The sequence below is a fragment of the Paenibacillus sp. GCM10028914 genome (assembly GCF_042666275.1).
Lineage (GTDB): Bacteria > Bacillota > Bacilli > Paenibacillales > Paenibacillaceae > Paenibacillus_AQ.
The window spans coordinates 344147-366711 of the sequence record NZ_JBHTFO010000017.1 but is presented as its reverse complement, the minus strand read 5'-3'; the positions used below and the strand labels follow the sequence as shown (position 1 = coordinate 366711).

Here is a 22565-nt window from a genome sequence, read left to right as displayed (position 1 = left end):
AACGATAGGGAGGTAAGATTAATGGCTAAAAAAGCTCCTGAAATTGAAGAATATAAATATGGTTTCCGCGATGAGCATAAAGCTATTTTTCAGACTGGTAAAGGTCTGACACGTGAAGTCGTAACCGAGATTTCCAAAATCAAAAATGAACCTGAGTGGATGCTTGATTTCCGCTTGAAGGCTCTTGAGCAATTCGAAAAAATGGAAATGCCTAAATGGGGCGGAAATCTAGATGAACTGGATTTTAATGATATTCAATACTATGTAAGACCTTCTGAAAGACAAGGTAAAACATGGGAAGAGGTTCCTTCCGAAATTAAAGAAACTTTTGATAAACTGGGCATTCCTGAAGCGGAGCAGAAGTTCCTTGCAGGTGTATCGGCTCAGTACGAGTCTGAAGTTGTATATCACAACATGCAGAAAGAACTTGAGGATCAAGGTGTTATCTTTACAGATACCGATACAGCGCTAAGAGAGCACCCAGAAATCTTCAAGGAGTATTTCTCCACGGTTGTTCCAACTACGGACAATAAGTTCGCGGCTCTGAACAGCGCAGTATGGTCAGGCGGAAGCTTCATCTACGTTCCAAAAGGTGTGAAGTGTGAAATTCCACTCCAAGCTTACTTCCGGATTAACTCTGAGAACATGGGACAATTCGAACGTACACTGATCATTGCTGATGAAGACAGCTTTGTTCACTACGTTGAAGGATGTACGGCTCCTATTTACAGCACGAACTCACTTCACAGTGCAGTTGTTGAGATTATTTGTAAGAAAAATGCACGTGTTCGTTATACAACGATCCAAAACTGGGCGCCTAACATTTACAACCTGGTTACGAAACGTGCCGTTGCAGAAGAGAATGCAACAATGGAATGGGTTGATGGTAACATCGGCTCCAAGCTGACGATGAAATATCCTGCTGTTATCTTGAAAGGACGCGGTGCGAAAGGTATGGTGCTTTCCATCGCTGTAGCAGGTAAAGGTCAGCATCAGGATGCGGGTGCTAAGATGATTCACTTGGCTCCAGATACAACATCCACAATCGTTTCTAAGTCCATCAGTAAGCATGGTGGTAAAGTCACATACCGCGGACTTGCATCCTTCGGTCGTAACGCCGAGGGCGCAAAAGCGAACATTGAGTGTGATACGCTTATTTTGGATAATGAATCCACTTCAGATACGATTCCTTACAACGAGATTAAGAACGATAATGTAACGCTTGAGCATGAAGCGAAGGTATCCAAGGTTTCTGAGGAGCAGTTGTTCTATCTCATGAGCCGGGGACTAAGTGAAGCGGAAGCGACACAAATGATCGTTATGGGCTTTATCGAGCCGTTCACCAAAGAACTGCCGATGGAGTATGCGGTTGAGATGAATAGATTGATCAAGTTTGAAATGGAAGGCTCCATTGGTTAATTGGGAGCTTCAATTGAAGAAGTAACAAAGGGGCACCCCCAAAGGATCTAAGATCTTGCGGGAGGGCCCCTTTTTGCTATTGTCCGGATGCTTCCTTTAGGAATCGTTCGTTTTTTTGTTTATCTACAGTCTGTGATATAATACCTAAAGTTTACATTTATTGGGCGGGAATAAAATTGCTCTTTTAGGAGGTCGAAGATATGAAACGAATGCCATTTACTCCACCAACTGCGTATTACGATGAACGAATTAAAGACATCGATGAACAATTATGTAGCTTAATCAAACGTCGTAAGGAGACTTCGAACGAAAATCCGGGGTTTCCAAATGAGCAGTTTATTAAACAATGGGCGTCAAAATATAGCTTGTATGAGGATTTATTAAATAGTTTCTTTTCGCTCTTTCTAAATGAACAGCTGTTTAAACCACAGATCGAACCTAAAGGATTTCGCAGGAATATTCCAGTACTAAAATCCTTTGAACAGGATGAAGTATTCTATTCCGTAACTTTTGTGCGGCAGTTTGAAAATGCAAGTGTCGTTCATTTTAACATCGATCAAGTTATTGCTGATGATGATTTGGGAAGAGGGCTTAACGAGCATAAAGCACATACTTTTTATGAGCTGTCGATTAAGGGCCAGTCAATACAATATGATTGCCGACTTGAATATGGTGGAGGCTGCGGAGGACATACATCATCTTCGTTTATCGTATCGCCAGCTTTACCGGATGATCTAACTAATGTAAGATTTTACTTTACGGAGTATAAAGAATCCCTTAAACCAACGGGATTTGAAATAATTATATAATAATGCCTTAAATGCGAGTGATAGAAATATATATTTAGTGATGTTCGTCATAGATCGATTGTTTTTAAAGCGGTTTCACCGCTTTACATTTAACAATTTGTGAATTGCATCACAATCTTATTTTTCAATGCTATAATAATGATAATTAAAATTTTAAGATGTTTACTCAGAGGTTAAGGAGGAACGACTGTGGCCAGATTTTTTAACGGAAAAGAAGTAGAACTGTTGGCTCCTGCCGGTACATTTGATATTTTCAAATCAGTTATTGATATGAATTGTGATGCAGTTTACTTTGGTGGACCTTCCCTGAATATGCGTATGATGCGTAAAGGATATAATCTGAGTTATGAGGAAGTGCGCGAAGCGATCCAAATGGCGCATGAACGTGGTAAGCGTGCGTATGTTACAGTGAATAACCTGATGAACGAAGAGGACCTGGAAGAAGCGAAGCGGTATTTCCACTTTTTAAATGAGGTTGGTCCAGATGCCATTATTGCACAGGATTTAGCTGTGTTTCCACTCATTCAAAACCTAAATCTAACGAACATCCCTGTACATTCTTCCGTTATGATGAATGTTCATAATCTGGATATGATAGAGGCATTGAAAGAAATGGGTGTCACGCGTGTTGTAGCTTCGCGTGAGATGGATTTGCATACAGCTGAGCTTTTGCAATCTAAAACAGGCATGGAGTTTGAATATTTTGTTCACGGTGACATGTGTACGGTACACGGTGCGAACTGTTATTTCAGTTCCATGCTGTTTGGAAACAGCGCAAATCGCGGCCGCTGCATGAAGCCTTGCCGCTGGGATTACCGAGTGAAGAAAGATGGTCATATCTATCCAACAGAATATCCGTTAGCAGCGAAGGATATGTACATGTATGAACATATCCCAGAACTGATCAAGTCTGGAATCACCTCTTTCAAAATTGAAGGACGGATGCGTGATGAGGAGTTTCTTCGCACGTTAGTAGATACCTATGGAGATGCGATTGACCGATATATAGAAGATCCGATTGGATTTAATCGTAAACAGGATGCAGAGACGCTATATCATAACCGTAAGCGTGACTTCTCTACGGCATATGCATTTGGAAAGCCTGGCCTCAGTTACATTAACCGTCGTTATGAAGGTACAGGTAAGTTCTATAGCACAGGAAAGGTATTCAGTACACCGACGGCAGAACGTGAGATTAAACCTGAACGTTTAAATCAAGTACGGGAAACACTTGAAAGTGTAAAACGTACAGGGAAAGCACAGGTAGCTCCTCAGGTGAGTGTCCATGTGAACAATATTGAACAAGCTCGTGCTGCTCTAGCAGCTGGCGCTGATCTGATTTACCTGACTGGTGATGTGTTCCAACCTGATCGTCCTTTTACTCGTCAAGAAATTGAGACTCTCACTGCTGAGAAGGGGCAAGCGAAGATTCTACTCGGTATGCCGAGAATGATGACAGAACTTCATATGGAGCAGTACAATCAATTCCTTCGCGCGGGTGCGAACAATGGATTTTATGGATTAGACGGTCTGCTCGTAACAAACATCGGTGCCATGCATAAGTTCCGTGATATACAGCTGCCGATGATAGCAGATTATAACTTGAACGTGTTTAATAATATGTCGGCTGCACTGTATCATGAGCGTTTTAAAATGGAGCGTGTTCATACCTCATTAGAGCTTCCTGTAAACGATCTAACGAAGCTGTTGAACAATACAAAAGTTCCGGTTGAAGTGATTGTTCACGGATCACCAATTGTGATGTATCTTGAGCTTGATCTATATGAGAATGCAGAAGTTTTTGAATCAATCGGAGAAGAGGATAATAAATACGTCGATAATCAGTATCTTGTATTGATGACCGATAAAGGTGAGAATCCTGTATATCGCGATTGGAGCGGCCGTAATCACCTGGCTCTGTCTAAAGAATTATGTTTCTTGCCGATGCTAAAGGAACTACATGAAGCTGGAGTCAATCACTTCCGTATCGAAGGCAAGACTTATACGCCAGAACAACTAAACCATATTGTCTCAGTATACAAAAAAGCTTTACAGGATCTTGATCAATGCGAGTCATTGTTTGAACAATTAAAACCTGTTTACGCTGGTTATACACTAGGTTCGTTGCAGTTTGGTCAAGCACTTAAGCTGGAACTTACCGAGGTATAAGAGTAGATTATTTATGAATTTATCGCAGCACTCAGTGAGAGCGGCAGACAACCTGTCTGCCGCTTCTTGCAAAATTATGATTTTCAAGGGGTGGAATGAGCGTGAGCAATTTGAATCAAGAACACGGTAAGGAAGCATATATCGGTCCAGAAGCAGTACTCGAAAAGCGCAAACATTATTTTTTCCCATGTACGCATCACTTCTATAAAAAGCCACCACAGATTGTGCGAGGAGAGATGCAGTATCTGTACGATGATGAAGGAAATAAGTATGTAGACTTCTTCGCTGGGGTGTCTGTTGTTGCCTGTGGACACTGTAATGAACAGATAACCGCGAAGACAATCGAGCAGCTGCAGACATTGCAGCATACGACAACAATCTACTTGACACAACCTATGGTAGACCTAGCTGAACGGTTAGCGAACGGTATCCTTCCAGGAAAACTGAAACGTACCTTTTTCTGCAATAGTGGTTCTGAAGCGAATGAAGGTGCTATGTTACTTGCTCGCTTATACACGAAGCGTCGAGATTTTATCGCACTAGAGCATGGATTGCATGGTCGTACCTATCTGACGATGGGGGTAACGGGTATTCCAATGTGGCGTTCGGATGATTATCTAGATACGGGTGTTACATTCATTCCACGCCCGTATGATCCGGAATTAGATGATGAAGTGGCGGCACGACACTCGCTTGAAGCTCTTCGTGAAGTACTGGCTGCGAAGGGAGACACGATTGCAGCGATGATTGTGGAGCCTATTCAGGGCAATGGTGGCATGATTACACCGCCGGATTGGTACTTCCGTGAGGTGAAGATGTTACTTGAACGCTATGGTGTTCTACTCATTGCAGATGAGATACAGACCGGTTTTGGCCGTACAGGTAAAATGTTTGCTATGGACCATTACGGTGTTGTGCCTGACATTATCTCGATGGCAAAGGCACTTGGCAACGGAGTCCCTATCGGAGCGTTTGCTACGACAGATGAAATTGCAGCAAGTTTCAATCGTCCGTCGGCATCTACTTTTGGGGGGAATCCAGTATCTGCAGTAACAGCTCTGGCTGTGCTCGATTATATCGAGAATGAAGGTTTGGTTGAGCGTGCGGAAATGGTGGGTGGTCGCCTTTTGAACGGACTTCGTGTTCTGCAAGAGAAGCATTCACTTATTGCAGATGTAAGAGGAAAAGGTTTTATGTGTGGAGCAGAGCTGCGTGGAACAGATGCTCAGGAGAGTGCAGCTCTAACAGATGCTGTGCTTGAGAAAATGAAGGATCGTGGCTACATTATCGGCAAAAACGGTACAGGACGTAATGTGCTGGCTTTCCAGCCACCGATTATAATGCCTTCAGAGGACGTTAATGCCATGCTTAATACGCTGGACGATGTACTTACTGCAATCGAAGCAGAGGGGTGCTGATACGGTCATGGAAGTGATCCGGAAAGTTGCAACCAAGACAAGAATGTTCGGTGAGCTCGTTATGTTCTCACATACGTTGTTCTCTTTGCCCTTTGCTCTCATCTCAATGGTGTGGGCAGCGGGAGGAGTTCCGTCTTGGTATGTAATATTATGGTCTCTCATTGCGCTTATCGCGGCACGCAATGGAGCCAACGCCTTTAACCGACTTGTTGATCGGAAGTTTGACGCGGCTAATCCGCGAACCGCACATCGTCACCTTCCACGAAAACTATTACATGAACGAGAAGTAATCATCTTTGTAGTGGTTAACTTTGCGATCTTTATCCTTGCAGCAGGGATGCTGAATCCGCTCTGCTTGTGGTTATCGCCGGTAGCCATTGTGCTAATCTGCTCATACTCGTATACGAAGCGGTTTACATGGCTTTGCCATCTGTATCTTGGTTTCACAATTGCATCCGCACCAATCGGCGCCTGGTTCGCTGTAACAGGAGAATTTGCATTCACTCCCTTCGTAATTGGTACGATTGTGATGTTGTGGATAGGCGGTTTCGATATCATATATGCTACGCAAGATATTGATTTCGATCGTAAGACAGGTCTCTGGAGTGTGCCTCAAGCTTTTGGCCTGGATGGAGCGCTCTTTATTTCACGCAGCTTGCATACAATCATGGTGCTACTATTATTCTTCTTGTACATTCTTCAAGATCTCGGTTGGCTATATCTAATAGGCATTTTGCTCGCGACGCTTCTGCTAGCTGTTGAGCATAACATTATTAAGCCATCAAGCCGTAGACGAATGAATGTGGCGTCCTATAATTTGAACCAGGTGATAAGTATGGTGATCCTTTTCTGTACAATGGCAGATTATTTTTTAATAAACGGTTAGACATATCGTCACCTAACAAATAAAGAGGCGTCCCAAACTTGGGACGCCTCTTCTTCTTAGAATGTTTCTCTATAACAGTATTTCTTGAATTGCTGAATCCCGCTCCTTAGAGAGATCGATAAAACGTTGGTTAGTTCGAACCAGAGGACGGAAGTAGTCAAGTTGGTTATTCATAACGATTGTTCCCGATTCTCCTGAAGTGAGAACGACCTTTTTTCCAATGAAGTTGGGGAGCATGTGCTGGATAAAAGCGTGTGAAGGTTTGGCGTTTAATTTACCAAAACTGAGACTGTGAAGTTCTCTTAATACGTGAAGAAGCTGTTGTTTGGATTGATAGGTTCGGTTGGTTGTCATGGCGCTATAAACATCGGCTACTGCTGCGATATGGGAGTAGGGGTGAATTTTATCTTCATGAATTCGATTCGGATATCCTGATCCGTCGTCTCGCTCGTGATGCTGGAGAGCAACAAGAGCCGTTAGTTCATCGTCAATAGATTCACGAATAATCTCGTAACCATATGTGGTATGGAGCTTAATTACCTCATACTCTTCGGAAGTTAGCTTCCCAGGCTTATCGAGTATTTCTTTAGGAATTCTACTCTTGCCGATATCGTGCAGATATCCCGCTTTACCAATATCATAAGCCTCATTAGTGGAATAACCCATCCAGGTAGCAAGGTAGTAGGAGAGCATTCCGACCTGCATCGAGTGTTTGTATGTGTAATCATCTTTATCATTTAGCAACAATAAAAGAGAAACGACATCTTTTTGTTCCATTAAAGAGCCAACAACAGGTTGGAATGAATCATGAACGGACCTTTCGTTGAACTTTCCAGTTTTTAATGCCTCTGTAAAGACAGAGGCGATCCCCTCGATCGCTTGGTCAAATTGTGGTTTAACCTTGCTGAGAGATTCTGGTGTTTCGGAGGCTGGATCGACAGACAGGATAATCTCGCGGTTCTCAATGTCGATATAATCGATGCTATGCTGTATAAGCTTCGATATTTCCTCGATGCGAAGAATTGTTCCTTTTTGCAAGACGTGGACACCATTGCTGTTGAAAATTTCACGCTGTATTTGATCTCCGGGCATCAGGTCAGTGACGTGTACTTTCAAATCGTTGCACCTCTTACCTGTAATTAAATAGATTAATCAGTCATAAACCCATCTTATCAAGAAAATTTTGGATTTACAATGACTTATTAACTACAGGTTATTTTTTTAGTGGGTCCCAAGTCCCGGTTTGAGCACCCTTCCATTCGGAACCATTTTCCCATATTTCTTTTTTCCAAATGGGTACCGTTCTTTTTAATTCCTCAATTGCGTATCGGCTTGCTTCATAACAAATATTGCGATGAGGAGAAGATACTGCAATAACAACACTAATTTCACCGATGTCTACCTTTCCGATCCTATGCGATATTGCGCAGAAGGTTCCGGGCCATTGTTCCTGAATGTTTGAACGAATTTTTTGCATTTCATGAAGGGCCATAGGGATGTATGCCTCATATTCCAATGTAAGAGTGCGAAGGCTTCCAGTCATTTCCCTTGTTGTTCCAACAAAATTTAATGAAGCTCCGTGGTTAGGATGGAGAACTTTTCGCAGTGTATCTTCAGGTGAGAGTTCTTCTGAAGTGATCAAACACATTTTATCCGGCGTAGATTCACATAGGCAATTTGTGCTTTCTTTATCCAATAATCCGTCACCTCCGGAAACGGGAGGGATTAGTGCAACTTCGTCGCCTTCTGAAATAAGACGTTCATCAGTTGCGTACTCTTGGTTTACAGCAGCAAATGAAATATCGATAAGCGCTTCGGCTTGTGGATATGAGTCACGAATCATCCTTTTCAAGTCACGCGTAGTGATTGGAAGTTCATTAACAGTTATGTTCAGTGTGGTTGTACCAATACGGTCTGCTAAACCAGCAAAAAGTAAGACTTGTATATTATTTTTCATTGTATTCACCTCGAATTCTTATGGGCTACAATATACCATAATTCTGGTTAGAATGTTATGTTTGTGGATCGAAGAAAAGTGGAAAATGGTATGTGAGAAGCTTATCCCGGCTTGGTTTATCTCATTAATAAAAAGGCTTGCTCGAAAGTCATCACTTCTTCGAGCAAGCCTTTTTATATTGTCCCATAAATTTTATACGGTAACTGCAGTGTTCATGTAATCTAAGCATGACTGCTCACATAATTCAACAAGAGCGTCGAAATCTTTTATAATCCATGGTCTTGGGTTCGTGCTTAGGATGTTATCTGCACAGAGTAGACTCAGTACGCGTGTAACTGTAACTCTCGTTGTCCCAGCATATTTTGCTAACAGTTCATGGGTTATTGGAATCGTAATTACAATCCCTTCCGCAGTCGAGTTACCAAATTGGTTGAGCAATCGAAGAAGATATTTTAGTACACGTGTCTCCGCACTGAAATAGGAATCTCCCATATGTACAGCCAGATTTCGATGAGTCATTTCGAGAACGCGATATAGATGAATAAGCAGCTTAGGTTCAAGTTCAACTTGTTGAAGAAACTTAGTTTTATTTATAGAGAGAATGGTACAAGGTTGTATCGCTCGAGCATTGGCAATATAAACATCGTGGAACAATGTGTTATGACCAAGAATATCACCTACTGAGAAGAAACGCCGAATACGTTCATGCCCGTCCTGATCGGCGAGATAAGTAATTGCAATACCTTTTTGAATCATAAATATCTGATCCGCTGGATCGTTACTATGAAAGAGATGTTCATTTTTACGACACTGTCGTATGTGGCCAAGGTTATGTTTGTGTATCAACGATAACAGCTCTGTTATGTATTGTGGCAGCTGTTTATGATCAAGCGAGTTGCCGAATTTGAGTTTATTCATAGCTGTGCACCTCATTATGACATGATTCATTTTTGTATACACCGATACAGAATAATTTTTATGATCGTGGATAATAAGTGTAGGTATTTTGAGTGCTTGACTTTGTGAATTGTATCACAAAATAAAACAAGAAGAAACAGGGGGGCATTATGAATTATTTTAAAAAGAGCTTATCCGGGGTTTTGGTAGCAGCCATGATGTTAACATCCATTGTGGGATGCTCAAGCGGAAAATCCAGTTCACCATCAGATGCTGCAAGTGTTGAAGGTGCATTAAAAGCAGGCGTGTATGCTGCTGAAGCAGAAGGTTTTCATGGCAATATTAAAATTGAACTAACAGTGGACGATGCAGGTAAAGTTGGAGCCATTAACGTACTTGAGCATGGTGAGACTGCGGGTGTCGGTGATGTTGCTATCAAACAAATTCCTGAAGATGTTGTTGAGTATCAGAGTTTGAATGTGGATAGTGTATCAGGCGCAACATTTAGTAGTAACGGAATTAAAGAAGCAATTGCCACTGCGCTGAAAGATGCAGGCGCAAATGTTGATGAATGGAAGAGTAGAGAAGTTGTTAAAGCAGCAAAAGATGCTATCGAGAAAACCGCTGACGTAATCGTCATTGGAGCAGGAGGAGCAGGCCTAGCCGCTGCACAATCTGCGAAGGAAAATGGGGCTTCGGTAATCGTTATCGATAAAATGGACCGTATTGGTGGAAACACAGCATTAGCAGGTGGAGCGTACAATGCGGTAGACCCAGAGCGTCAATCCAAGCAAGGTATCGAAGATTCCTTGGATAAGCATTTCACACAAACCTTCAAGGGTGGTGACGAAAAAGCGAATCCAGAGTTGGTACAGTATCTGGTTGATAACGCACTTGATGGTATTCACTGGCTTGAAGGTCTCGGGTTAGAGTTTTCCGATGAGGTATTTACGGTTGCTGGTGCTCTATGGCCTCGTAGTCATCGTCCTGTAAACGAGCATGGTGGTTTTATTACAGCTCTTCAAGCTTCGCTAGAGAAAAGCGATATTGAAATCATGACGAAGACGGAAGCGAAAGAACTAATTATTGAGAACGGTAAAGTAGTAGGGATGAAAGGTGTCTCTGATGGCGCAGATATTACCCTTCGCGCTAATAAAGGTGTCATCTTAGCAACGGGTGGTTACGCAGCAAGTCTTGAAATGCGTCATAAATATAATCCTGAAATTCCCGATACGGTCAAAACAACGAATCACCCAGGGGCAACAGGAGATGGTCTTGTACTTGGTCAACAAGCAGGAGCTAATCTAGTAGGTATGGAGTATCTTCAAAGCTTGCCGCTGGGCGATCCAGAAACAGGAAGTTTGACAGGGTGGTTGGCAAAGGGTGTTGAATCTTATATGTTCGTGAATAAATCAGGTGAACGTTTTATTCGTGAAGATGCACGTCGTGATGAAATGACGCAAGCATTAATGCAACAAGAAGATTCTTTGATGTATGTTATTTCTGACAGCAACACATTTACACCTGGAACTAAAAACAATTTTGATGAAACAATTGAACAACTTGTTGAATCAGGAAAGGTTGTTCAAGCGGATAGCCTCGATGAATTAGCTGAAAAAATCAATGTTGATCCTGAGACGTTCAAAGCAACCATTGCGTATTATAACCAAACTGTTGACACCCAAAAAGATGAGGAATTTGGACGCGAAATTCTTGTCAAGAAAATAGACAAAGCACCTTTCTTTGCAAGTCCAAGGGTACCAACAGCTCATCATACAATGGGTGGATTGGAGATTAACACAAATACAGAAGTGATCAATACCGAAGGCAATGTGATTCCTGGTTTGTATGCGGCGGGTGAAGTGACGGGCGGAATTCATGGTTCTAATCGTCTTGGAGGTAATGCAATTGCAGATACGATTGTATTCGGTAGAACAGCAGGAGCCCAAGCAGCGAAATATGAACCCGAATCATAACATAACATTTATTCACAGAAAATATTTTTGATATAGCAAGAAATGTGTTACGCAGTTAGCGTGTGCCAATATGATTTGGCACACGCTTTTTGATCTGCAATATACCATAATTCTGGTTAAAATGTTATGCTTGTAAGACCGAAAAAAAACGAATTGTGATACGGGAGGAGCCGCAATGAATCAAATGGTGAACGAAAAGATAACGATACTGCACACCAATGATATTCACAGCCATTTTGAAATGATGAGTGCGAATGCGGCGGTTATTTCCCGGGAAAGGAAAGCTGCTGGGGAAGACTCTGTTATCGTACTCGATATTGGCGATCATATGGACAGAGCGGCCGTGGAAACGGAAGGAACGATGGGACAGGCCAATGTGGATGTGATTAATCTAACGGGTTATGATGCTATTACAATAGGCAATAACGAAGGTCTAACAGTTCCGCTAAAAGCATTGGAAGTAGCTTATGCAGGTCTCCAATGTCCAGTAGTATGCTGTAACATTTTCGAAGAGGACGGAAGTAACCCCCCTGTCTGGATGAAAGAGCATATAATCTTGGAGAAGAACGGAATTAAAATCGGAATTACCGGTGCAACAGCTGCATTTGAAAGCTTCTATACACTTTTAGGATGGGACTCCAGAGATCCGATTAAATCAATTGCAAGACAAGTACAGCTATTGAGAGAACAGGTGGACGTTGTGATTGTGATGTCACATCTGGGGATTAAAGCCGATAAAATGATGGCGGAGCAAATATCCGGAATTGACCTGATTTTAGGTGGACATACTCATCATCTATTGGAAGAGCCGTTGTTTATTCAAGGAACGGCCATTTGTGGAGCCGGGAAATTTGGAAATTATGTAGGGAAAGTAGTGATTGAAAGACATCCTGCTCAAGATCGTTTTACCGTAACGAGTGGAGGATGTATTCCAGTAGATCGTACAGAGTTTGACCCAAGGGTGGAAAGCGCAGTGTTATTTCACCGAGAGCAAGCTATAGAGCATTTGAAAGAAACAGTAGCTGTAACGGATCGAGATCTAGAGATCAGGTATGATCAAGAATCTTCTTTTGCCAATCTGCTTGCACAAGCGGTCCGACATCATACGAAGGCGGATATCGCAATTGTAAATGCAGGACAGCTGCTTGGATCTTTACCTGCTGGTGAGATCAGTATGGGCATGATTCATTCCGTATGTCCATCTCCGATCAATCCTTGCGTAGTAAAGCTAAGTGGAGCACATATTGTTCAAGCACTTGAAGAAAGCCTGCTTCCCGATTTTTATCATAAACAGATCACGGGATTTGGCTTTCGCGGTAAAGTACTTGGGGTACTTGCTGTGGACGGTTTGGAAGTGATATTTAAAGAAGGTAGCAGCTATCACAACATCGTTCAGGTTTCCGTGCATGGTGTCCCTATGGAGAAGGATCGTCTATATAACGTAGGAACACTCGATATGTTTACGTTCAAGGTGGGCTATGAGAGCTTGGCTGAGGGCCAAGACATAATATATATGCTTCCAGAATTCATTCGTGATTTACTTAGACAAGAACTGTCCAGGCCTGGGGCACTTGAAGAAAGCTTTCTTCCCCGCTGGTCATTCTGATCCTCGACTATCTTCCTTTGTCCGAGCATACATATAGATGGACAAAGCTGAAAGATGAGGGGGATGGGAATGGATTTTATCGCATCTATTATTCTGGGAATTGTTGAGGGGCTGACTGAATTTATTCCAGTATCATCGACAGGTCATATGATTTTAACAGCCAAGTTGATGGGATATGACGATCAGACGCCGATCATGAAGACGTTTGAAATTGTCATTCAACTTGGCGCGATTCTTGCAATCGCGATTGTTTACTGGCGCCGAATTTTGAATTTATTGGGCTGGAGTCATAGTGAACCATTGTCTAAACAGGTGGGGAGTGTAAAGAGACTCAATCTGATACATGTAATATTAGGAATAACTCCAGCGCTCATGGTTGCCTTTTTTGCTAAGGATTATATTAAAAGTTTATTTAGTGCCCAGACCGTGCTGTATGCGCTTGTAGCAGGCGGTATATTTATGATGTTCGCGGAATGGTACAATAGAACAAAATCCAGAATTACGTCGCATGACCTGGATGATCTGACTTACAAGCAGGCGCTTCTCATTGGCCTATATCAGATTATATCAGTGCTGTGGCCGGGCTTCTCACGTTCAGGATCAACGATTTCTGGGGGCATGCTTAGCGGGGTCAGTTATAAAGCATCGGCAGACTTTTCTTTTTTAATCGCGATTCCGATCATGTGTGCCGCCGCTGGCTATGAACTTCTAGAATCATACCGTTATTTCACATCGGACGTACTCGGTCTGTTTGTAGTCGGTTTTATTATTTCTTTTGTCGTTGCTTACTTTGTTGTTTTGGCATTTATGAAGTTGATTCAAAAAATCCGTCTAACTCATTTCGCGATCTATCGTTTTGTTTTGGCGGCAGTATTTTGGCTGTTTATTATGCAGTAGGGGAAAGTGCAACAAGTTTGATCGATTTATTCAAAGTTATCGGCTTCGATAATGCTGTGGCGCTAAACAATTCTTATATTGAATGCAGAGGAAGTGTAAGTTTTGCGTCTTATACCCATATCTTTATTAAAACCGGGAATGGTTCTCGGCAAAAAAATATACAGTAACGAGGGATTGATTCTATTAGCGGAAGGTGTGAAGTTGACGGATAGCCTGATTCGCCGTTTGGGTGGCTTGGATCTAAGTTACATTTATATCGAGGATGCCAAGACAGAAGATATCATAATTCCGGATATGCTTACTGAGCAAACGAGGCTTCAGGCTATTAGCTCTATCCGCACGGGTTTTAAGAATCTGGAGGAGCGTCCCAAAGTAAAGGGGAGTTTTCTTCATCTTGGCAAAACCTTCTCTGGTATGATGGAGAATATGATGGATGAAATATCATCTGTCAATGAATCAATGGTGCTACTTACTGACATGAATACGAATGACTATAATTTGTATCAGCATTCGTTAAATGTCTGTTTATATACGATGGTACTTGGTATCTCCTACGGCTATAGCAGGGAAGAGATAAGGACTCTTGGGCTCGGAGCGCTTCTGCACGATATCGGCAAGACCCGAATAGCCATGTCTCTCATTCAGAAGCCTGGTCGGCTTACAGATGCCGAATTTCGGGAGGTTCAGAAGCATACCGAAATTGGATTTCAAATATTAAAGGATGAGCCGAATATACCTCTTCTTTCAGCTCATTGTGCACTGCAGCATCATGAACGTCTGGACGGATCCGGTTATCCCCGGGGGTTGGAAGGTTCAGAAATCCATGAATACGCGAAGTGGATCGCAATAACGGATTCTTATGATGCGATGACAACACATCGGGTGTATAAGCCTGCGATGTTGCCGCATCAAGCAGTAGAAATGATGTACGCCGGTTCGGGAACGCTGTATGAACAAAAATTTCTTGCAATGTTCCGGGATCGGGTTGCGATATACCCTCCGGGGATGACCGTTCGACTCTCTACAGGGGAAACCGGTGTAGTTTCCAAGATTAACAATAACGTACCTCATCGACCTTTTATTCGTATCTTGAATAACTCGTATGGGGAGGAGCTTCCTGTTCCTTATGAGATTGATTTGTCGGAATCTCTTGCTGTCATGATCTCAGGTACAGGACAGACCAACTAAGATAAGATGCTAAGGAGGACAAACTGTGAAACAACATGGCGAAGAAACACTGCTTAACAGGTGGGGACGTTTGGTTTACCGCTTCCGCCGTGCCATTGTTGCTGCATGGTTTGTTTTGTTCTGCTTTATGATCCCCTTTGCTCTGTATTTGCCATCACAATTACAGCAAAATGGGTTCACTCCAGATGACAGTCCATACCTTGTGGGGATCGACAAGCTTGAGGAAGGTCTGGGTCTATCTTCGACTGCACTTGATATTGTAATTGTTAGCAATACAGGCGAGAATCTGACCACGGGAAAAGAGCAGAGAAGAATTCTTGAAGAGCTCTCTCCACTTATGGACAAGCCTTATATAAGTGATATGTACATTAATATTGCTTCTAGACAGCCAGGGCAAGATCATATCATTTCAGTAAGTGTGTTGTTAAAAGAAGAAACATCTGAGGCGTTGGAGCATTTTGAGGAGATAAGAGAGGATATTCCACCGATTACAGGAGCAGATACATATTTGACGGGGAATACGGCTGTGTTTGCGGATATGAATGAAGCTGTGAAGAATGATATTTTTCAGGCGGAGATGATTGGGCTCCCCCTCGCTTTTCTCATTCTTCTTCTTGTCTTTGGTACACTTACCGCGGCAATCCTTCCACTGATCGCAGGAGTAGTTAGTGTTACGGTAACGATGGGAATTCTTTATTTTGTCGCAATTCTTGATGGTTCGATAAGTAATTTCCTTCCGAATGTAGTCACCATGCTTGGGCTTGCGGTAGGAATTGATTACGCTCTATTTGTTGTCAGTCGATTTCGAGAAGAAATTGGCAAAGGCAATACAGAACGGGCAGTTGCCATTTCATGTGCTTCAGCTGGAAAGTCTGTAATATTTTCTGGAGTAGCTGTTTGGATTGGTTTTTTAGCGATGGCATTTATTGATTTGCCGATTTTCCGCTCTTTTAGTATTGGTGGAATCACGGTTGTAATTATTTCTGTACTTGCAGCAAATACATTATTGCCAGCCTTATTGGCTATGTTGGGACCAAGAATTAACTCGTTACCTGTCTTCGGTAACAGGTTCCGTACAGCTCTTCATCGACAGACCCCTGGTGTATGGCGTAAAATCTCTGCCTTTGTTATGGCCAGACCACTCATTATTTCAATTACCGTCATTGCTTTATTATTGTTAGCCATGCTTCCGATCAAATCAATGAAAGTTGAAATTCCTGCCGCTGAAGTGTTACCGCCTACTTACGAATCCCGTTTAGGTTATGACTTGTTGAAACAGGCATACGATATTAGGGAGTTAAATTCGATTTTGGTGGCTGTAGAACTGCCGGGTCCATATGGATCGGTTAAAAGCATTGAAGCAATTAAGAACTACATGGATCAGGTTCGTCAGCTTCCTGGAGTACAAAGAGTCGAGAGTTACACGAGTGTATCCCGGGGGACTGTGGAACAGGTTGCAGATTATTTGTCGAATACAGAAATCCGTGGGCAGTTAGAGAAATATCATATTGTACGAGATCACATGGCTGCAATAGCGATCGTGCCTAAATATGGAGATTCCCATAAGACAACAGAAGAACTTATCGGTCATTTGCGCAGTATGGCAACACCCGAGATTCAGACTTATGTAACGGGCATTCCTGCGTATAAACTGGATATTGTTGATAAAATTGAGCAGGGAGTACCCTACGTCCTTACATTTGTGTTTATTACGACTTATATTGTGCTGTTATTTGCCTTCCGTTCAGTGATTATCCCATTGAAAGCTGGAATTATGAACATGCTCAGTCTTGGTGGAGGGCTTGGGATCGTGGTCTGGGTGTTTCAGGAAGGCGTAGGTGCCGAGTGGTTTAGTGTAACCAATACCGGCTCCATATTTGCACTTCTACCCATTTTGATCTTTTGTGTCGTGTTCGGTATCTCTATGGATTATGAGGTTATTCTATTGTCTCGAATCATGGAGAGTTATGAGTCTACAGGTGATAATGAGCTGAGCACAGCTGAAGGGTTGGAAAAGACAGGCGGGATGATTACGAGTGCTGCTTTAATTCTGGCTTTTGTTGTAGGAGCATTTATTTTTACGGACAATGAAGTGATGAAAGCAATTGGACTTGGTCTAACCGCTGCAGTTCTATTAGATGCGACCGTAATTCGAATTTTGCTTGTCCCGTCTTTCATGAAGCTGCTTGGAAAAGTGAATTGGTGGAGTCCCAAGTGGATGTTTCGACAGCATAAAAATAGAAAAAATTCTTGAGTTGACGACTTGAGGTCTACTCTAAAGATTCGATATTAATATGCTATAATATTGTGATGGACCATGTAATCGCTCGTAATGACGTCAGTATTCTGTAGAATGCTAACTTAAATCGATTGCTTTTCGAGCATTCGGTTAATAAATGGAATAAAGGTGGAAAACAATGAGTAATACAGCAAGTTCCTTTCAGCAGCCCGTCTTAAGGAGAATTTCTCCAAGTTACGATCCCTGGGATCCGATTACTTCTTTACGTGATCACGGACGGCATGTGCTGACGAGTGTAGAGATGACGGTAACTCATCTATGTAATATGCGTTGTGAGCATTGCGCAGTTGGCGATATGCTAGTCATGAAAGAAGCACCAATGCTTCCCTTGGACATGATGTTGAAACGACTGGATGAAGTGGAGCATCTGCAGACAATCAGTCTTACAGGTGGAGAACCAGCTTTTTTGGGTAAAACAGTAGATAACGTTATCGTTCCATTGTTGAAGTACGCGAAGGAACGCGGTATCCGTACCCAGTTGAACTCCAACCTGACTCTTGAACTTGGAAGATACGAGAAAATGCTTCCGTACCTGGATGTTATGCATATCTCATTCAATTATTTGAATGGTGATGATTTTCATGAAGTCGGCTTTGCTAATAGTGGTCATCCTGTTTCGAAAGAGGCTGCATATCGACTCTATGACACGATGATTCGGAATACGGAGCAACTGAGTAAGGAAGGCATGTTTATCTCTGCAGAGTCTATGATTAACTACCGTACACATGAGAAGTTAGATGGAATTCATCAGTTGATTGGGCAAATGGGATGTAAACGTCATGAAGTACATCCGATGTACGCATCGAATTTTGCCGCTTCACTACCGGTTCTGTCACTAGATGATATGAAACGGTCTATCCACCGCTTGTTAGATACCCGTGATCCGGATATTTGGATGCTGTTCGGTACGCTTCCTTTCTTCGCTTGCAGTCATGATGAAAGTGATCAGGAGTTAATCAACCGTCTTCGTAACGAGCCTAATGTAACCGTACGTAATGATCCGGATGGACGAAATCGGGTGAATGTGAATTTATTTTCTGGTGATGTTTACGTAACTGATTTTGCTGATATTCCTCCTTTTGGAAACATTAAAGAACAAAGACTCGATGAAGTATTTGATGCATGGTCAACGGGTCACCCGCTGAATCAGACGGTTAACTGCCACTGTGATGCAGCAAGCTGCTGCGGTCCGAATTTGCTGGTTGCGGATATGTATTATAAGGGTATTGATTTTAAAACAAGAAAAGCTATTACAAACTAGAATCCGGAAAGAAGGCGTATTGCATGGAGGAGTTTGAGGTCGGGAAACTGATTTTAAACCTGCTCTTGGTTTTCCTGCTTGTTTTATTAAATGGTGTATTTGTAGCTGCTGAATTTTCGCTTGTAAAAATGCGGACGTCCAGGCTAACTCAATTGGTTAGCGAAGGTAATCGCATGGCTGGGGTAGCGCTTAAGGTGAATCGCAAGCTGGATGCCTATCTATCGGCTACCCAGCTTGGGATCACACTTACCTCTCTGGGACTTGGTTGGATTGGTGAACCGGCAATTTCAGAATTGTTGGTGACGCCACTGATGCATAATTTGGGAATGACAGATGAAGTGCTCATTACAACGATTTCTGTGGCAATCGGATTCTGTATCATTACATTCCTACATATAGTGTTAGGAGAGCTTGCACCAAAATCGTTAGCTATTCAACGAACAGAAGGAACAGCTCTTCTATTATCGGGTCCACTACTGTGGTTTTATCGTATTTTTCTTCCCGTAATATGGTTATTAAACAAATCTGCTAACGGGATTCTTCGATTAGTAGGGATTGAACCGGCAAGTGAATCAGAAGCTGCTCACTCCGAGGAGGAAATACGCATTCTGATGAATGAGAGTGCCAAAAGCGGCGTGATCGATGAGAACGAGATGAAATTGATGGACAACCTGTTTGATTTTTCAGATCTGCGTGCTAGAGAGATCATGCTGCCGAGGACGGATATGGACGTTTTGTACACGAATCAATCCTTGGATGAGAATTTGAGAATTATGAATGAAACGAAGCATTCTCGTTATCCTGTTGCTTCAGAGAACAAGGATCGGATTATTGGATTCATTCATATTACAGATTTACTCATGGCTACTGCTGAAGAGCAGAAAGATCTTGCGTCTCTTGTGCGGCCGATTATGGATGTACCTGAATCCATGGAAGTTAGCCAGGTGCTTCGTTTAATGCAGACAAGGCATGAGCAGATGGCACTGGTCGTTGATGAGTATGGGGGAACGGCTGGTATCTTGACTGCTGAGAAGATCCTTGAGGAAATTGTTGGTGATTTATATGATGAATTTGAGGACGAGCGGCCAGAAGTTGAGATAAACGGTGATATTATTTCTGTTGATGGTCGGATGCTTATTGAGGATGTTAATGATCTGGTGGGAACGGCGATTGAAGAACAGAAGGTTGACTCGATTGGTGGCTGGTTGTTTAAAGAGCTGGAAGGCAGTCCGATGAAAGGCAAGAAAATTTCGTTTGATGGGGTTATCTTTGAAGTTGAAGAAGCTACTCGATTGCGCGTTACACGCATCATTATTCACAGGAAGGCGACTACATCAGAAGTGTCAAATCCGGAATAATGAATAAGGGAATTTGATGGATAAGGAAGTGGGCTATGCCTTTAAAGCAGTTAATTTTTATCGGTCTGGGCTTGCTATTGATTTACGGCATGTTTACTGTTGGGGCTCCCTTTTTACTAGCGTTGATCCTTGCTATTTCACTTGAACCGTTTAACCGCCTCTTAATGAAAAGAGTTCGTTTAAATCGGACGGTGGCAGCTACAATTACCTGCACACTATTCTTGCTTCTACTTATGCTGTTAGCGTATTTAATGGGTGTACAGGTCTTTGCTCAGCTTGTAGAGTATTGGAGTAAAGCACCAGAATACTTTGAAAGTGCGAACCAGTTTTTACAGAATACGATATTACAAGCACAGGGTATGCTAAATGGCATTCAGCCAGGTCTTGCAGACAGCTTGACAGCTTTTATGTCCAATATATCTTCATACGTTCAGTCTTTGGTTAATACCCTTTCATCTACATTTTTATCTTTTGCCAAAACACTGCCGAACCTGTTTGTAACATCGATTGTATTCTGTGTTGCACTTTATTTATTCAGTCTTAGTCTGGATACAATGCGGCAAAGCGTACTCTCATTCTTTGATGAGGCGTCGCAGTCACAAGTTAATGAAGTTCTGGGCAGCCTGAAAAATTCGATATTTGGATTTTTACGAGCTCAATTGATTCTCAGTTTGTTCACGTATGTGATTACCCTGCTGGGGCTCCTCGTACTGGGTGTCAACTTCCCACTTGCCATTGCATTGTTGGTGACGGTTGTTGATATTTTGCCAATACTCGGTGTGGGATCAGTACTTATTCCGTGGGCGATTTACTTGCTGGTTGTTGGTGATCTGTTCACAGGGATAGGGCTCGTTATCTTATTCATTCTCATTACTGTGATCAGGCGTGTGCTTGAACCTAAGGTAATAGGAGATGCGGTTGGTATTGGAGCACTTCCTGCTCTGATTAGCATGTATGTAGGTTTTAAATTAGTTGGAGTTATCGGGTTCTTTATCGGACCTTTGGTTATCATTTTATATTCAGCTATGCGTAAGGCAGGTTTATTCCAAATTAAGATCAAGTTTTAATTAGAATTTCGAGAACCCTTTTTTTCGCTTTTTTGCGGAGAAAAGGGTTTTTTGTAGTTTCGGAGTTCATTTTCTGGGCGGATGACATATGTTAGTTACGAAGAGATTTAGCGTTTGAGGTAAAGTCCGAATGAAGGAGGATTAATTTTGTGAAACTGAATCCCGAAGAGCGCATGTACGTCCCTTATCGAGGCCCGTTTGACCCATGCCCTCCACTACCGTATAGAACATATGTTGTTCCTGTAAATCAATTTATCGTGTTTCAACCTGCAGATTTACCGCAGTTTAGTCCGGCTGAAGCATTGAGGCATGGGACGTTATGGCCAGCACTGTACAGTCCGTATAACTCAAGAAGTCAGAAAGGAGAGTAGATGATGGAAAAAGAAAGGCCGCAGGCCGGCGATCCGCATTACTATGAGCTTCTGGAACAATTGCAAGCCATTGACTTTGTTTTGCTGGAACTTAACTTGTTTCTTAATACGCATCCGAATGATCTGAAGAGTATTGAGCAGTACAACAAGCTGGCGCAAGAGAGAATGGTACTGGCTAAACATTTCCAAGAACTATATGGTCCTTTGCAAAATTTTGGGCATTCTTTTTCCAGATATCCATTTGAATGGTCCCAGGCTCCTTGGCCTTGGCAGGTGTAAATATGGTGGCCGGGTTGCTTAGCAGTAATAAGCCCCGGCTGCCAGCAAAATTTATATAGGAGGCGGTTCATCCCATGTGGGTATATGAGAAAAAGCTGCAGTATCCCGTAAGGGTCGGCAAGTGTGACCCGATGATGGCTAAATTCCTAATCGAGCAATATGGAGGGGCCGATGGAGAATTAGCAGCGGCACTTCGTTATTTGAATCAGCGCTATACGATTCCTGATAAAGTGATCGGTGTACTCAATGATATCGGAACAGAAGAATTTGCCCACCTCGAGATGATCGCAACGATGGTATACAAGCTGACAAAGGATGCGACGGTAGAGCAGCTGAAGGCGGTAGGGCTGGGAGCTCATTATGCAAATCATGATAAGGCTCTTTATTATGAAAATGCGGGAGGTGTTCCGTTTACAGCAGCCTATATTCAAGCTAAAGGTGATCCTATCGCGGACCTTTATGAAGACATTGCAGCTGAGGAGAAAGCGAGAGCTACATATCAATGGCTTATCGATATGACTGATGATGTGGATTTGCAGGATAGCTTGAAGTTTCTGAGGGAGCGGGAAATCATACATGCGATTCGTTTCCGGGAAGCCGTTGAAATTATTAAGGAAGACCGTAATCATAAGAAGATATTTTAGGAACTGCATATACGACAGTTCTTCTTATTCAGCAATTCTCCAGTGAGTGGAGGGTTGCTGTTTT

General features: G+C 42.5%; 19 protein-coding genes. 16 read left to right on the top strand and 3 right to left on the bottom strand.

All coding sequences use genetic code 11. From position 1 onward, the window contains the following. The first annotated feature begins 21 nt into the window (after positions 1 to 21). The 5 genes from sufB (at position 22) to ACFQV5_RS19120 (ending at position 6701) form a co-directional block, all read left to right on the top strand. On the top strand, positions 22 to 1419 hold the full coding sequence (gene sufB, locus ACFQV5_RS19140; RefSeq protein WP_379248966.1) for a Fe-S cluster assembly protein SufB: 1398 nt from the start codon (positions 22 to 24) through the stop codon (positions 1417 to 1419). A gap of 200 nt (positions 1420 to 1619) precedes the next feature. Then, positions 1620 to 2228, top strand: a complete 609-nt coding sequence (locus tag ACFQV5_RS19135; RefSeq protein ID WP_379248965.1) for a hypothetical protein — start codon at positions 1620 to 1622, stop codon at positions 2226 to 2228. A 189-nt stretch (positions 2229 to 2417) separates the two neighbouring features. Next, the gene (locus ACFQV5_RS19130) at positions 2418 to 4397 is read left to right on the top strand and encodes a peptidase U32 family protein (RefSeq protein ID WP_379248964.1); all 1980 of its coding nucleotides are present in this window, start codon (positions 2418 to 2420) and stop codon (positions 4395 to 4397) included. A gap of 101 nt (positions 4398 to 4498) precedes the next feature. Beyond that, positions 4499 to 5815 carry an aspartate aminotransferase family protein gene (locus ACFQV5_RS19125; protein ID WP_379248963.1) on the top strand — a complete coding sequence of 439 codons (1317 nt, stop codon included), beginning with the start codon at positions 4499 to 4501 and terminating at the stop codon, positions 5813 to 5815. Between the two features lie 7 nt (positions 5816 to 5822). Then, a complete protein-coding gene (locus ACFQV5_RS19120) occupies positions 5823 to 6701 on the top strand; it encodes a UbiA-like polyprenyltransferase (RefSeq protein ID WP_379249450.1) in 879 nt (292 codons plus the stop codon). Positions 6702 to 6770: 69 nt separating this feature from the next. On the opposite strand, the gene ACFQV5_RS19115 is transcribed toward ACFQV5_RS19120, so the two are convergent. From ACFQV5_RS19115 to ACFQV5_RS19105, 3 genes are all read right to left on the bottom strand, one after another. Continuing rightward, on the bottom strand, positions 6771 to 7817 hold the full coding sequence (locus ACFQV5_RS19115; RefSeq protein WP_379248962.1) for an HD-GYP domain-containing protein: 1047 nt from the start codon (positions 7815 to 7817) through the stop codon (positions 6771 to 6773). Positions 7818 to 7914: 97 nt separating this feature from the next. Beyond that, complete coding sequence (moaD, locus tag ACFQV5_RS19110; protein ID WP_379248961.1) at positions 7915 to 8658, bottom strand: molybdopterin converting factor subunit 1; 744 nt, start codon at positions 8656 to 8658, stop codon at positions 7915 to 7917. Positions 8659 to 8850: 192 nt separating this feature from the next. Further along, on the bottom strand, positions 8851 to 9576 hold the full coding sequence (locus ACFQV5_RS19105) for a Crp/Fnr family transcriptional regulator (RefSeq protein ID WP_379248960.1): 726 nt from the start codon (positions 9574 to 9576) through the stop codon (positions 8851 to 8853). A gap of 149 nt (positions 9577 to 9725) precedes the next feature. On the opposite strand from ACFQV5_RS19105, the gene ACFQV5_RS19100 reads away from it, so the two are divergent. The 11 genes from ACFQV5_RS19100 to ACFQV5_RS19050 all read left to right on the top strand — a co-directional run bounded on the left by ACFQV5_RS19100 (position 9726) and on the right by ACFQV5_RS19050 (position 22501). Next, on the top strand, positions 9726 to 11531 hold the full coding sequence (locus tag ACFQV5_RS19100) for a flavocytochrome c (RefSeq protein WP_379248959.1): 1806 nt from the start codon (positions 9726 to 9728) through the stop codon (positions 11529 to 11531). Positions 11532 to 11706: 175 nt separating this feature from the next. Next, entirely contained in the window at positions 11707 to 13137 is a 1431-nt protein-coding gene (locus tag ACFQV5_RS19095) for a bifunctional metallophosphatase/5'-nucleotidase (protein WP_379248958.1), read from the top strand. 69 nt (positions 13138 to 13206) lie between these two features. After that, positions 13207 to 14034, top strand: a complete 828-nt coding sequence (locus ACFQV5_RS19090; RefSeq protein WP_379248957.1) for an undecaprenyl-diphosphate phosphatase — start codon at positions 13207 to 13209, stop codon at positions 14032 to 14034. 102 nt (positions 14035 to 14136) lie between these two features. Beyond that, complete coding sequence (locus ACFQV5_RS19085) at positions 14137 to 15222, top strand: HD-GYP domain-containing protein (RefSeq protein WP_379248956.1); 1086 nt, start codon at positions 14137 to 14139, stop codon at positions 15220 to 15222. 25 nt (positions 15223 to 15247) lie between these two features. Further along, positions 15248 to 17476 (top strand): MMPL family transporter, encoded by a 2229-nt coding sequence (locus ACFQV5_RS19080; RefSeq protein WP_379248955.1) that lies wholly within the window; start codon positions 15248 to 15250, stop codon positions 17474 to 17476. 163 nt (positions 17477 to 17639) lie between these two features. Continuing rightward, the gene (yfkAB, locus tag ACFQV5_RS19075; RefSeq protein WP_379248954.1) at positions 17640 to 18782 is read left to right on the top strand and encodes a radical SAM/CxCxxxxC motif protein YfkAB; all 1143 of its coding nucleotides are present in this window, start codon (positions 17640 to 17642) and stop codon (positions 18780 to 18782) included. Between the two features lie 23 nt (positions 18783 to 18805). Further along, positions 18806 to 20140: a hemolysin family protein gene (locus ACFQV5_RS19070; RefSeq protein ID WP_379248953.1), complete on the top strand. Its 1335-nt coding sequence runs from the start codon at positions 18806 to 18808 to the stop codon at positions 20138 to 20140. A gap of 35 nt (positions 20141 to 20175) precedes the next feature. Next, a complete protein-coding gene (ytvI, locus tag ACFQV5_RS19065) occupies positions 20176 to 21207 on the top strand; it encodes a sporulation integral membrane protein YtvI (RefSeq protein ID WP_379248952.1) in 1032 nt (343 codons plus the stop codon). Positions 21208 to 21356: 149 nt separating this feature from the next. Beyond that, positions 21357 to 21578, top strand: coding sequence for a spore coat associated protein CotJA (locus ACFQV5_RS19060; protein ID WP_379248951.1), 222 nt, complete (start codon positions 21357 to 21359; stop codon positions 21576 to 21578). Positions 21579 to 21581: 3 nt separating this feature from the next. Continuing rightward, positions 21582 to 21857: a spore coat protein CotJB gene (locus tag ACFQV5_RS19055; protein ID WP_379249448.1), complete on the top strand. Its 276-nt coding sequence runs from the start codon at positions 21582 to 21584 to the stop codon at positions 21855 to 21857. A gap of 74 nt (positions 21858 to 21931) precedes the next feature. Continuing rightward, entirely contained in the window at positions 21932 to 22501 is a 570-nt protein-coding gene (locus ACFQV5_RS19050) for a manganese catalase family protein (RefSeq protein ID WP_379248950.1), read from the top strand. Positions 22502 to 22565: the final 64 nt, after the last annotated feature.

Excerpts from the sequence above, each read along its gene's own strand:
- sufB (WP_379248966.1), top strand. The coding sequence starts at position 22 with ATGGCTAAAAAAGCTCCTGAAATTGAAGAATATAAATATGGTTTCCGC.
- ACFQV5_RS19135 (WP_379248965.1), top strand. The coding sequence starts at position 1,620 with ATGAAACGAATGCCATTTACTCCACCAACTGCGTATTACGATGAACGA.
- ACFQV5_RS19120 (WP_379249450.1), top strand. The coding sequence starts at position 5,823 with ATGGAAGTGATCCGGAAAGTTGCAACCAAGACAAGAATGTTCGGTGAG.
- moaD (WP_379248961.1), bottom strand. The coding sequence starts at position 8,658 with ATGAAAAATAATATACAAGTCTTACTTTTTGCTGGTTTAGCAGACCGT.
- ACFQV5_RS19105 (WP_379248960.1), bottom strand. The coding sequence starts at position 9,576 with ATGAATAAACTCAAATTCGGCAACTCGCTTGATCATAAACAGCTGCCA.
- ACFQV5_RS19100 (WP_379248959.1), top strand. The coding sequence starts at position 9,726 with ATGAATTATTTTAAAAAGAGCTTATCCGGGGTTTTGGTAGCAGCCATG.
- ACFQV5_RS19095 (WP_379248958.1), top strand. The coding sequence starts at position 11,707 with ATGAATCAAATGGTGAACGAAAAGATAACGATACTGCACACCAATGAT.
- ACFQV5_RS19090 (WP_379248957.1), top strand. The coding sequence starts at position 13,207 with ATGGATTTTATCGCATCTATTATTCTGGGAATTGTTGAGGGGCTGACT.
- yfkAB (WP_379248954.1), top strand. The coding sequence starts at position 17,640 with ATGAGTAATACAGCAAGTTCCTTTCAGCAGCCCGTCTTAAGGAGAATT.
- ACFQV5_RS19070 (WP_379248953.1), top strand. The coding sequence starts at position 18,806 with ATGGAGGAGTTTGAGGTCGGGAAACTGATTTTAAACCTGCTCTTGGTT.
- ytvI (WP_379248952.1), top strand. The coding sequence starts at position 20,176 with ATGCCTTTAAAGCAGTTAATTTTTATCGGTCTGGGCTTGCTATTGATT.
- ACFQV5_RS19055 (WP_379249448.1), top strand. The coding sequence starts at position 21,582 with ATGGAAAAAGAAAGGCCGCAGGCCGGCGATCCGCATTACTATGAGCTT.
- ACFQV5_RS19050 (WP_379248950.1), top strand. The coding sequence starts at position 21,932 with ATGTGGGTATATGAGAAAAAGCTGCAGTATCCCGTAAGGGTCGGCAAG.